We start from the raw sequence: 11,955 nt of genomic DNA, 5'->3' as shown, positions 1-11,955 counted from the left end.
TGGAACTGGACTTCCTTCTTGTCCGAACCGCGGGTTTGGGCCGCTGACTTCGACAACCACGCGGACTGAGCAGTGGGCGTTGCACTTGAGGAATCTGACACCGTTTGTCCTGAGAGTCGGAATGGATTTCAAAGGGCACTGTGTCTTGGCTCGACACGTGGGCAGACGCTACACCCGATCCCCGAGGAACTAGCGTAGCCGCTGGCGCAAGTCTAATGCGCGCATCAACAACTTCCGAAAGCCAGCGCCACGTTGTAGCCGCCGAAAGCGAACGAATTGCTGATCGCGTACCGGTAGTCACCCCGACGCGCCTCGCCCGTCACCACGTCCAGGTCGATCTCCGGATCGAGCTGTTGCAGGTTCAGCGTCGGCGGGATTACGCCGTCACGCAGGGCCAGCACGGTCACAATGGCTTCGACCGCGCCTACCGCACCAAACGAATGACCCAAGGCGGCCTTGGGCGCATAGACCGCCGGCGCGTGCGCCCCCAACGCCCGGTGGATCGCCTTCGCTTCGGCGAGATCGCCGTCGACGGTGCCGTTCGCGTGCGCGTTGACGTGGTCGATGTCCCCGGCAGCGAGTCCAGCAAGCTGGATTGCCCGCGTCATCGCGCGACCGGCTTGTTCCCCGGTAGGGTCGGCCAGCACCGCCTGGTAGCCGTCCGAGGTGATGCCGGCCCCCATAATTCGTCCAATGATGTTGGCGCCTCGGGCTTTTGCGTGCTCCTCGGTTTCGATGACCAGCAGGGCGCCGGCCTCCCCGCAAACGAAACCGTCGCGATCTTTGTCGAACGGCCGGCACGCGCCGGCGGGGTCGTCGTTGTTGGTCGACAGCAAGCCATGGTTGGAGAACGCCGCCATCGGCACCGCTTCGACCTTCGTCTCGACGCCCCCGCAGATCGCGATGTCGGCCTCACCGCACACGATGCTTCGCCACGCGAGCGCGATCGCCTCAGCGCCGGAGGCACAGGCCGATACCGGGGTCAAGATTCCGGCTTTGGCGCCGCGTTGCAGGCCGACCGCCGCGGCCGCGGCATTGGGCATCGCCTTTTGCACGCCGACCGGCGAGATGGCTTTCATGCCTCGCCGGTTGAAGTCGTCGCTGACTTCGATGAATTCCTGCGTTGACCCCATGGCGGTCCCGATCGACACCATCAACCGGTTGACATCGACCTCCGGCGCGCCGACCTGATCCCACAGCCGACGGGCGACTTGGGTGGCAATTTTCTGGAGGAACAGAAACCGGCGCAGCTCGATCCGGGTCAGGTATTGGTCGAAATCCTCCAGCAGACGTCCACCGATACGCACTGGCATCTCGAATTGCTCGACGAAGTCAGCGTCGAGGCGTCGTATGCCGCTCCGTCCTGCCAGCAGCTGCGTCCACGTGGTCTCGGCATCGGTGGCCAGCGCAGTCGTCATCGCAATACCGGTGACGACCACGTCGCGCAAACCGTTGCCAGTCGACAAGCGAGCCATTGCAGTCAGATACCCCAGTTGGACTACAAATTAATCGTAGCGCCCGTCTGGTGGCGCTGGGGTCAATACGTGTAGAAGCCCCGACCGGATTTCTTGCCCAGCTGGCCGGCCTCGACCATTCGCTGCAGCAACGGCGGCGGGGCGTAATGCGCGTCCTTGAGTTCGTCGTACATGGCGTCGGCGATCAGCTTCATGGTGTCGAGCCCGATGAGGTCGGAGAGCCGCAACGGACCCATCGGATGTGACAGCCCGGCGACGATCGCGGTGTCGACGTCTTCCACCGACGCGACGCCCGACTCGACCATCCGGATGGCCGACAACAGGTAGGGCACCAGCAGCGCGTTCACCACGAAGCCGGAGCGGTCGCCGCAGCGCACCACCTTCTTGCCGAGCACCTGGCTCGCGAAATGCTCGACGCGCTCAACCGCCTCGTCGTCGGTGACCAAGGTGTTGATCAATTCGACGAGCGGCAGCACGGGCACCGGGTTGAAGAAGTGCAGACCAAGCACGCGACCCGGATTCTTGGTCGCCGCCGCAATTTTCATGATCGGGATGCTGGAGGTGTTGGACGCGAGCACGGCGGTGGGGTCGGTGACGATTTCGTCGAGTTCGGCGAACACCTTGGCCTTGACGGCCTCGTTCTCGACAATCGCCTCGATGGTCAGCTGACGGTCGGCGAGGTCGGCCATTGCGCTCGTGTAGCGCAGCCGCTTGCACGTCGCGTCGCGCTCCTGCGCTGACAGCTTGCCCTTGCCGACGGCCCGTTCCAGGGACGCCTCGATGCGGGACTTGCCCGCCGCGGCCAGCTCGTCGGTCAGCTCGTAGACCACCACGTCGACGCCGGCCTTCGCCGCCACCTCGGCGATGCCCGCGCCCATCTGGCCGGCACCGATAACGCCAACGCGGTCAATCGCATTGCTCACGTGCAGGATGTCCTCTCGATATGCATCAGGCCCCGCCTAGGGTTTCCGGGCGGGGCCCACGCTGTCAAGCCGAGAGCTTGTGGCGGCTCGCAGCGCCGACCGTCGAGTTGTTGCGAGCAATCGAGCGAAAACCCCGCAACAACTCGACGTTCGAGGCGGCCTAGTGGAACTGACCCTCTTCGGTCGAGCCCGCCAGCGCGGTGGTCGACGACGTCGGGTCCACAGTGGTGGCGATCCGGTCGAAGTAACCGGCGCCGACCTCACGCTGGTGCTTGGTCGCGGTGTAACCGCGCTCCTCGGCGGCGAACTCGCGCTCCTGCAGCTCGACATAGGCGCTCATCTGGTTGCGGGCGTAGCCGTAGGCCAGATCGAACATCGAGTAGTTCAGGGCGTGGAAGCCGGCCAGCGTGATGAACTGGAACTTGAAGCCCATGGCGCCGAGCTCCTTCTGGAACCGGGCGATCGTCGAGTCGTCCAGGTGCTTGCGCCAGTTGAACGACGGCGAGCAGTTGTAGGCCAGCAGCTGGTCGGGGAACTCGCTCTTGACGCCCTCGGCGAACCGGCGGGCCAGGTCGAGGTCCGGAGTACCGGTCTCCATCCAGATCAGGTCGGAGTACGGCGCGTAGGCCTTGGCGCGGGCGATGCAGGGCTCCAGGCCGTTGCGCACCCGGTAGAAGCCCTCTGAGGTGCGCTCACCGGTGACGAACGGACGGTCGCGCTCGTCGACGTCGGAGGTGATCAGCGTGGCCGCCTCGGCGTCGGTGCGGGCGATGACGACGGTCGGCACGTCGGCGACGTCGGCGGCCAGGCGAGCCGAGGTCAGGGTGCGGATGTGCTGCTGGGTCGGGATCAGCACCTTGCCCCCGAGGTGTCCGCACTTCTTCTCCGAGGCCAGCTGGTCTTCCCAGTGCGAACCGGCGACGCCGGCCGCGATCATTGCCTTCTGCAGCTCGTAGACGTTGAGCGCACCACCGAAACCGGCCTCGCCGTCAGCGACGATCGGGGCGAGCCAGTTCTCGATCGAGGTGTCGCCCTCGACCTTGGCGATCTGGTCGGCGCGCAGCAGCGCGTTGTTGATCCGGCGGACCACCTGCGGGACCGAGTTGGCCGGGTAGAGGCTCTGGTCGGGGTAGGTGTGGCCGGACAGGTTCGCGTCACCGGCGACCTGCCAACCCGACAGGTAGATGGCCTTGAGGCCGGCGCGCACCTGCTGGACGGCCATGTTGCCGGTCAGCGCGCCCAGTGCGTTGACGAACTCCAGGTCGTGCAACTGGCTCCACAGCACTTCGGCGCCGCGACGGGCCAGGGTGGACTCCTCGACCACGCTGCCCTGAAGGGCCACGACGTCGGCGGGGCTGTAGGTGCGGGTGATGCCCTTCCAGCGGGGGTTGGTGTCCCAGTCCTTCTGGATCTCTTCGGGGCTCTTCGGTGTGCCAACGCTCGACATGGCGTTCTCCTCAAAAGTTATTTGATCTGAGGACCCGAGATTTCCAGCCTTGCTAAGGACCCCAGCATCGTTGCTGACTTGCTAAGACGAAGATGGCACAGGCCAGCGGCCCAGGTCCACCGATTTTTGTGCCAACTTTGGCTAGGGCACAGCCAGATATTGCAAAGCTTGCGAAGATCTCGGCGAACTGAAACGGTTCAGCTGTTACCTGCCGGTAACTTAAATCCGCAGGTCAACACGGCGGTTTGCATAACGCCCGTACGGTTAGAGGGCAAAGATCGCGGCGACCGCCTTGACCTCGTCGCCGACGGCATATGTGAGCGTTCTAACAGTGCGATCAGAAAGCTTTTCGCCGAATCGATCGGTGGAGTCAGCCGGGTGTACGTGCGAGATGATCTCCAGCTTGTCGCCCAGCGCCACCGGCGCATCGTGTTCGATGGCCACTCGCAGCGGCGCCTTGACCAGTTCCGGGAACGAGAAGAGGTAGTCCTCTATCACGCTCCAGTACACCGAGTTGTTCATGTGGTCGAACAGGTCGATGTCGGTGACCCGGACCGGGAACTCGTGGATCTCGGCAGCGTCCTCCCGATTGCCCGGTTTGAGGTAGCCCTTCCACCGCAACCGGTCGACGTCGGTGGTCTTGCGCAGTCCGTCGAGGAAGTCGTCGGAGATGCGCGACGGCATCTGGGTGTCGCGGTTGATGTTGATCCAGAACGCCTCGGACTCGATGAGGCCGCGCCCGCGCTTCCCGTCTATGCGGACCCGCATCTCGCACCACCGGTTGGAGGTTCCCGAGCACCAGCGGCGCATCCGCAGCATGTCGCCGAACTCGACAGGGCGGATCAGGTCGACCATCGTGCGGCGCACGATCCACAGCGGATGGGTCTCCTCGAAACCCATCTCACGCAGCTGATCCTGGCCGATGTCCTGGATGTGACGGGCTGCAGCGTCGAATCGGAGCCGGCCTTCGCGGTCGATGTCGGCGACACGCAGCGGCCACTGCCGGTCGAAGACATCGGGATGCGGGTCGGGCACCGGCATCATCTGTTTGTCCAAGCTCATGGCGTCACTCCCGCTACTCCTCAAGCGCCTGCTGTTTTCTTACAACCCGACATAACGCGTAGTTGCCAGGCGGTTCAGCTTAGGTTCCCCCACCGCCGAATGATGCCAAACCACTATGCGCCGGCGTCAACTCTGGACGCCGTGCAAATATTGCTAACCCAACCTTTGCAATACCGCTACGCTGGTCGGATGGCCAAGACTTTCGTTGGCTCACGAGTCCGGCAGCTCCGCAGCGAGCGCGGATTCAGTCAGGCCGCGCTGGCGCAGATGCTGGATATCTCCCCGAGCTATCTCAACCAGATCGAGCACGACGTCCGGCCCCTGACAGTCGCGGTGCTGTGGCGCATCACCGAGGTGTTCGGCGTCGACGCCACGTTTTTCGCCTCGCAGGACGACACTCGGCTGCTCGCCGAATTGCGTGAGGTCACCCTCGACCACGACCTCGGCGTCGAGGTGGACCAGTCTGAGCTCGCCGACGTGGTGAACGCCCACCCAGCGCTGGCGCGCGCCCTGGTCAACCTGCACCGACGCTATCGGCTGACGACCACGCAGCTGGCGGCCGCCACCGAGGGCCGCTTCGCCGACGGGAGCGGCAGCGGGTCGATCGCGATGCCGCACGAGGAAGTCCGCGACTACTTCTATGAGCGGCAGAACTACCTGCACGAGCTGGACACCGCGGCCGAGGAGCTCACGGTGGAGATGCGCATGCTTCGCGCCGATCTGGTCCGCGACCTCTCCGACCGGCTGACCTCGGTGCATGACGTCAGAATCAAACGCGTTGAACTGGGCGACAACATCCTTCACCGCTTCGACCCGCAAACTCGGACACTGGAAATCGGCGGCAATCTGCCGTCGGGGCAGTACGCCTTCAAACTTGCCGCCGAACTGGCTTACCTCGAACACGGCGCCCTGATCGACCGACTGGTCGATCAGGGCAGCTTCACCAGCGACGAATCGCGCACGCTGGCCCGGCTCGGGCTGGCCAACTACTTCGCCGCCGCGACCGTGCTGCCGTATCGACGGTTCCACGAGATCGCCGAGAACTTCCGGTATGACGTCGAGCGCCTGTCGGCGTTCTACGCGGTGAGCTACGAGACCATCGCGCATCGGCTGTCCACGCTGCAGCGGCCCTCGATGCGCGGCGTGCCGCTGTCGTTCGTGCGCGTCGACCGGGCCGGCAACATGTCAAAACGCCAGTCCGCCACCGGGTTCCACTTCTCTTCGGCGGGCGGCACCTGCCCGCTGTGGAACGTCTACGAAACCTTCGCCAACCCGGGCAAGATCGGAGTCCAGATCGCCGAGATGCCGGACGGCCGCAGCTACCTGTGGGTGGCCCGCACCGTCGAGCGCCGCGCCGCGCGATATGGTCAGCCGGGTAAGACGTTCGCGATCGGGCTGGGCTGCGAACTCCGCCACGCCCACCGGCTCGTCTACTCGGAAGGACTCGACTTGTCCGGCGACCCCGCCTTGCTGGCCACACCGATCGGCGCGGGCTGCCGGGTGTGCGAACGCGACACCTGTCCGCAGCGAGCGTTCCCCGCGCTGGGCCGGGCCCTTGATCTCGACGAGCATCGCAGCACGGTCTCGCCCTATCTGGTCAGGCACGCATGACCGTCGGCGACGACGGGACCGGTCACCGCGGCCGTATTCCCGCCTCAGGCAGGATTCGTGACTTGGGGCTGATCAATTGGGTCGTGGCGAAGTTCGCCGCACGCACCGTAGGCGCGCCCCAGATGCACCTGTTTGGCACGCTGGGTCAGCACAAGCGGCTGTTCTTGGCCATGCTGCCCTACTCCGGCGCACTGCTGCGCGGTCGGTTGCACATTGCCGACACCGAGTTGGTGATCCTGCGGGTTGCGCACCTGCGTAGCTCTGAATACGAGTTGCAGCATCACCGCCGGATGGGGCGACGTCGTGGGCTCGACGATCACATGCAGGCGTTGATCTTCGCCTGGCCGGATACGAGTGCAGATCCCAGCAGGCTGACCGGGCGACAGCAAGCGCTGCTGGCCGCCACTGATGAGTTCATCCTCAACCGCGCCCTCAGCCCCGACGTCTGGCAGCAGCTGTCGAACCACCTCGACCGTCGTCAGATCATCGAGTTCTGCATGCTCGCAGGGCAATACGACGGTCTAGCCGCAACCATGTCGGCGCTGGAAATTCCGCTGGACCACCCGAGCGATCACAAGTAGCTGTCGGCGACCACCAGTAGCGACAGCAGCACCGGCAGCACCGGCAACCCGAACGCGAACGCCGCCAAGGCGAGGTGTTTCCGCGCACGCGCCCGTCGTGCCCACAGCGCCGCGCCGAGTGCCAAGACCACCGATCCGCCCAACACGATCGGACCCCACAGGCCCGCCATCGTGAAGGCGTCACCGATTGAAATCGCGATCAGCCACAGCACGTAACCGGCGAGAACACCGCCGAGCGCAGACCAAATCGATTCGGCTCGCACCGCTGTTGATCTGGCCATGTCGCTACCGTAACTGTCGTTGTCGGTGTCAGAAGTTGATCATGTGGCCGGTCAAGCCGTGGAAACACTCCTGCAGTGCCTCCGACATGGTCGGGTGGGTATGAACGTTGCGCGCCAATTCGTGTGCGGTCAGGTCCCATTTCTGAGCCAGCGTCAACTCCGGCAGCAACTCCGAGACGTCATGACCGACCAGGTGGCCGCCCAGCAGTTCGAGGTGTTTGGCGTCGGCGACGAGCTTCACGAAACCACTCGGGTCGCCCACCCCGTGCGCCTTGGCGTTGGCGGTGAACGGGAATTTGGCGACGACGACGTCGTAGCCCTCGTCGCGGGCCTGCTGTTCGGTGAGCCCGAAGCTCGCCACGTTCGGCTGGCAGAAAGTCGCGCGCGGCAGCATCCGGTAGTCGCCCAGCGCCAAAGTCTCTGCACCAGCGATGGTTTCGGCTGCCACTACCCCTTGTGCCTCGGCGACGTGGGCCAGCTGCAGCAACGCCGTGACGTCACCGATGGCGTAGACGTGGTCGACGTTGGTGCGCATGTACTCGGTGACGCCGATCGCCTGACGGTCGGTCAGCGCGACGCCGACCTTGTCGAGACCGAACCCGTCGACATTGGGCGCAAAGCCGATGGCCTGCAACACCTTCGCGGCTTTGAGTTCTTCGGTCTTGCCGTCCTTGCTGACGGTCACCGTGACCACCGAACCGTTGTCGGCGATCGACTCGACCTTGGTACCGGTGAGGATTTTGACGCCGAGTTTCTTGTACTGCTTCTCGATCTCCTTGGAGACGTCGACATCTTCGTTGGGTAGCGCGCGCGGCAGGAACTCGACGATCGTCACGTCGACGCCGTAGTTTTTGAGCACGTAGGCGAACTCGATACCGATCGCCCCGGCGCCGGCGATGATAATCGACTCGGGCAGCTCGCGGGTCAGGATCAGTTCCTCGTAGGTGACCACGTTCTCCGACAGCGAGGTGCCGGGAACCAGCCGGGTGCTGCTGCCGGTGGCGATGATGACGTTGTCGAACGTGACCTGTTCGCTACCGCCCTCGTTGAGGTCCACGTTTAGTGTGTGGGCGTCGGTGAAGCGGCCGTAGCCGTGGATCTCGGTGATCTTGTTCTTCTTCATCAAGAAGTGCACACCGGCCACCCGGCCCTCGGCCACCTTGCGGCTGCGGTCGAAGGCAGCCCCGTAGTCGAAGGTCACCTCGCCGCTGATGCCGAAGGTCTTGGCTTCCTTGGTGAAGATGTGCGCGAGTTCGGCGTTACGCAGCAACGCCTTGGACGGGATGCAGCCGACGTTGAGGCAGACTCCGCCCCAGTACTTCGGCTCAACGATGGCGGTATTCAGTCCCAGCTGAGCAGCGCGGATGGCCGCTACGTATCCGCCGGGTCCGGCTCCGAGGACGACAACGTCATAGTGAGAAGTCACGGCACCTAGCCTAGTGGTGCGGTCGCTTCAGTACGGCAGCACGCCCGCGACGCAGGGCCGTTGGCTGTGATCGCAGTAGAACTTGCCATACACCGGGGCCGCGCCGACGACAGCGGCGAAGACGGCCGAGAGCATCGCGATCGACAGCGCCGACAGCAGCGGCCGATCGGACGCCATGGCCAGGATCAGCCCGGCGACCGTCGTCACCACGACATAGGCCAAGACGACGAAGACCACGGTGGTTTTGTGTTTTGAGGCGTCATGGCTCCACCAATAGAAAAGTCCCGCCCCGGCCGCGCCCGCCGGCACCCAGACCGCGAGCAGCATCAACACGAACTTCCACCACTTCAGGTAGAGCTGGCCGAACGCAGCGACCGCCGGAAGCGCTTCAGACGGCGGCGCTTCGGTCTCGGTGTACGCCGTCGCCATGAGGCCGCTCACGGGCTCATCGGCGCTGTCGGCCGACTTTCGGCGCAACCACCGCCGGCGAGGCGGTACCTCGGGCTCGATCACGGCGGGCTCGGCTTTCGGCTGCATACCGGTGTCGAACGCGGGTCGGTACGGCTCGGTCAGCGGCATCGACTCGGTCTCCACCCGTTCGTGCTCACCCATGGGTCACGACCTCGACCAGGGCGAGCACACCGAACCATCCCGGTGCCAACGCCAGGATGAAGGCGCCTAGTGCCGTCAGCCATCGGCGTCGGGCCATCAACACCACCAGCAGCCCGACGACGCTGGGAAATCCGACCACCAACGCGATCGCAATGTCGGGACGCATGCGGGCGTGTTCCACGGTCAGCGCGGCCGCGGCGCCCAGCACGCCAGCCGCCAGCCCGACCAGCATCGCACTGGTCAACAGCCAGGGCCGCGGCAGCGGAATCACGCTTCAACGATACTGCCGGGGTTGCCCGCTACGGCTTTAGCGGCGCGGCGCGCCCCGCCGGAACCGGGCACACCTCGACGGCAGCCGCGACCACCGGGGCGCGCTCCGGTGGTCGCTCGCCGCGTTCGTAGTCGGCGCCGGTGATCACCGCCAAGGCCGCCAGCTCGGCGTTTTCGCGGTCGGTGAAGGCGCGCCCGCGGGACAGGAATCGCATGCCTTCGGGTGCTTCCAGGCTGAATCCGCTGCCCCGGCCGGGCACCACGTCGATGACGAGCTGGGTGTGCTTCCAGGTCTGGAATTGCGGCCCCGAGATCCATACCGGCACCCCGTCGGGTTCGACGTCGAGCGTGCCCAGCAGTACGTCGCGGTCACCGACGATGAAGTCCCCGTCGGGGTAGCACATCGGCGATGACCCGTCGCAGCAGCCGCCGGACTGATGAAACATCAACGGGCCGTGCTGTTCTCGCAGCCGGTCGAGCAGTGCGACCGCGTCCGCGGTGACAACCACCCGGGGCGTCACCATCAGAAGAAGCCTTGCGCCTTGTCGCTGTAGGACACCAGCAGGTTCTTGGTCTGCTGGTAGTGATCGAGCATCATCTTGTGGTTCTCCCGGCCGATCCCGGACTGCTTGTATCCGCCGAACGCGGCGTGTGCGGGATAGACGTGGTAGCAGTTGACCCACACCCGGCCGGCCTGGATGTCGCGGCCGGCCCGGTAGGCGGTGTTGCCGTCGCGGCTCCACACCCCCGCGCCCAACCCGTAGAGGGTGTCGTTGGCGATCGAGATCGCGTCGTCGTAGTCGGTGAATGAGGCGACCGAGACCACCGGCCCGAAAATCTCTTCCTGAAAGACCCGCATCGTGTTGGTGCCGGCGAAGATGGTGGGCTGCACGTAGTAGCCGCCGGAGAGGTCACCGCCCAACTCCGCGCGCTCGCCACCGGTGATGACCTTGGCGCCCTCGTCTTTGCCGATCTCGATGTAGGACAACACTTTCTCGAGTTGGTCGTTGGAGGCCTGCGAGCCGACCATCGTCTCGGTGTCCAGCGGATCGCCTTGGCGCACGGCCTTGGTGCGGATGGCCGCCAGTTCCAGGAACTCGTCGTAGATGCCGGCCTGCACCAGGCTGCGCGACGGGCAGGTGCACACCTCGCCCTGGTTGAGCGCGAACATGGTGAACCCTTCCAGCGCCTTGTCGCAGAAGTCGTCGTGGGCGGCCATCACGTCGTTGAAGAAGATGTTGGGGCTTTTGCCGCCCAACTCCAGGGTGACCGGGATCAGGTTCTGGCTGGCGTACTGCATGATCAGCCGACCGGTGGTGGTCTCCCCGGTGAAGGCGACCTTGGCGATCCGGTTGCTCGATGCCAACGGCTTGCCCGCCTCGGCGCCGAAGCCGTTGACGACGTTGACCACGCCCGGCGGCAGCAGGTCACCGATCAGCGACATCAGATACAGCACCGAGACCGGCGTCTGCTCGGCGGGTTTGAGCACCACACAGTTACCCGCGGCCAGCGCGGGCGCCAGCTTCCAGGTCGCCATCAGGATCGGGAAGTTCCACGGGATGATCTGGCCGACCACCCCCAGCGGCTCGTGGAAGTGATAGGCGACGGTGTCGTCGTCGATCTGGCTCAGCGAGCCTTCCTGGGCTCGCAGCGCGCCGGCGAAGTACCGGAAATGGTCGGCGGCCAACGGGATGTCGGCGGCCAACGTCTCCCGGATCGGTTTGCCGTTGTCCCAGACCTCGGCCAGCGCCAGCGCATCACGATGCGCATCGATCCGCTCGGCGATCTTGTTCAAGACCGCGGCCCGCTCGGCCGGCGCGGTCTTGCCCCACGCCCGCGCTGCCCCGTGGGCGGCGTCCAGTGCCTTGTCGATGTCGGCGGCATCCGAGCGCGCCACCTCGCAAAACGGCTGCCCGATCACCGGCGTCAGGTTTTCGAAGTAGCGGCCGGCAACCGGCGCCACCCACTCGCCGCCGATGAAGTTGTCATACCGCGACTCAAAAGACATCAGCGCCCCGGCAGAACCCGGTCGAGCGAAGACAGTCATTTTGTTGCACTCCTTCTTCATCGCGAGACGGTGTTACACAGCTCACAGTACCGTCGCGGTAACAATGGGACCCATGGCTCGCGCGGCGACGATACAGTCCGCGCAGCGCGATGAGGAGGAGCGCGCAGATGGACCCTGATCAGGCGGACGACCCCTATTTGTGGCTCGAGGACGTTCTCGGTGAGCAGCAGCTGAACTGGGTGCGCAACCGCAACGACCC

General features: G+C 65.1%; 12 protein-coding genes and 1 pseudogene. 2 read left to right on the top strand and 11 right to left on the bottom strand.

Annotated features, from left to right (window positions below; genetic code table 11):
- The 5 genes and pseudogenes from AC2VOG_RS04620 to AC2VOG_RS04600 form a co-directional block, all read right to left on the bottom strand.
- Positions 1-101, bottom strand: a pseudogene (locus AC2VOG_RS04620) (SAM-dependent methyltransferase); the annotation flags it as partial.
- A gap of 123 nt (positions 102-224) precedes the next feature.
- Positions 225-1,475, bottom strand: a complete 1,251-nt coding sequence (locus AC2VOG_RS04615) for a KasA/KasB family beta-ketoacyl-ACP synthase (protein WP_486938741.1) — start codon at positions 1,473-1,475, stop codon at positions 225-227.
- 62 nt (positions 1,476-1,537) lie between these two features.
- Entirely contained in the window at positions 1,538-2,398 is an 861-nt protein-coding gene (locus tag AC2VOG_RS04610; RefSeq protein WP_486938740.1) for a 3-hydroxybutyryl-CoA dehydrogenase, read from the bottom strand.
- A gap of 160 nt (positions 2,399-2,558) precedes the next feature.
- The gene (gene aceA / locus AC2VOG_RS04605) at positions 2,559-3,845 is read right to left on the bottom strand and encodes an isocitrate lyase (RefSeq protein ID WP_486938739.1); all 1,287 of its coding nucleotides are present in this window, start codon (positions 3,843-3,845) and stop codon (positions 2,559-2,561) included.
- A 264-nt stretch (positions 3,846-4,109) separates the two neighbouring features.
- Positions 4,110-4,907: an acyl-ACP thioesterase domain-containing protein gene (locus AC2VOG_RS04600; protein ID WP_486938738.1), complete on the bottom strand. Its 798-nt coding sequence runs from the start codon at positions 4,905-4,907 to the stop codon at positions 4,110-4,112.
- Positions 4,908-5,096: 189 nt separating this feature from the next.
- Between AC2VOG_RS04600 and ramB the strand changes: the two genes are divergently transcribed.
- Positions 5,097-6,518 (top strand): acetate metabolism transcriptional regulator RamB, encoded by a 1,422-nt coding sequence (gene ramB, locus AC2VOG_RS04595; RefSeq protein ID WP_486938737.1) that lies wholly within the window; start codon positions 5,097-5,099, stop codon positions 6,516-6,518.
- Positions 6,515-7,099, top strand: a complete 585-nt coding sequence (locus AC2VOG_RS04590; protein WP_486938736.1) for a carboxymuconolactone decarboxylase family protein — start codon at positions 6,515-6,517, stop codon at positions 7,097-7,099. The genes ramB and AC2VOG_RS04590 overlap by 4 nt, the downstream gene beginning before the upstream one ends.
- Here the strand turns inward: AC2VOG_RS04590 and AC2VOG_RS04585 are convergent.
- The 6 genes from AC2VOG_RS04585 to adh are packed head-to-tail and all read right to left on the bottom strand — an operon-like array spanning position 7,090 to position 11,735.
- Positions 7,090-7,380 carry a hypothetical protein gene (locus tag AC2VOG_RS04585; RefSeq protein ID WP_486938735.1) on the bottom strand — a complete coding sequence of 97 codons (291 nt, stop codon included), beginning with the start codon at positions 7,378-7,380 and terminating at the stop codon, positions 7,090-7,092. The two genes, AC2VOG_RS04590 and AC2VOG_RS04585, sit on opposite strands and share 10 nt — an antisense overlap.
- 28 nt (positions 7,381-7,408) lie before the next feature.
- Complete coding sequence (gene lpdA / locus AC2VOG_RS04580; protein WP_486938734.1) at positions 7,409-8,806, bottom strand: dihydrolipoyl dehydrogenase; 1,398 nt, start codon at positions 8,804-8,806, stop codon at positions 7,409-7,411.
- 27 nt (positions 8,807-8,833) lie between these two features.
- Positions 8,834-9,418 (bottom strand): hypothetical protein, encoded by a 585-nt coding sequence (locus AC2VOG_RS04575; protein ID WP_486938733.1) that lies wholly within the window; start codon positions 9,416-9,418, stop codon positions 8,834-8,836.
- On the bottom strand, positions 9,411-9,689 hold the full coding sequence (locus AC2VOG_RS04570; RefSeq protein ID WP_486938732.1) for a putative holin: 279 nt from the start codon (positions 9,687-9,689) through the stop codon (positions 9,411-9,413). The genes AC2VOG_RS04575 and AC2VOG_RS04570 overlap by 8 nt, the downstream gene beginning before the upstream one ends.
- Before the next feature lie 28 nt (positions 9,690-9,717).
- On the bottom strand, positions 9,718-10,212 hold the full coding sequence (locus tag AC2VOG_RS04565; protein ID WP_486938731.1) for a DUF779 domain-containing protein: 495 nt from the start codon (positions 10,210-10,212) through the stop codon (positions 9,718-9,720).
- Positions 10,212-11,735: an aldehyde dehydrogenase gene (gene adh, locus AC2VOG_RS04560; protein ID WP_486938730.1), complete on the bottom strand. Its 1,524-nt coding sequence runs from the start codon at positions 11,733-11,735 to the stop codon at positions 10,212-10,214. The genes AC2VOG_RS04565 and adh overlap by 1 nt, the downstream gene beginning before the upstream one ends.
- Positions 11,736-11,955 lie beyond the last annotated feature (220 nt).

The organism is Mycobacterium sp. TH-M11, from assembly GCF_057473725.1.
The sequence above is the reverse complement of the archived record's forward strand: the minus strand, read 5'-3'. Positions and strand labels throughout refer to the sequence as shown.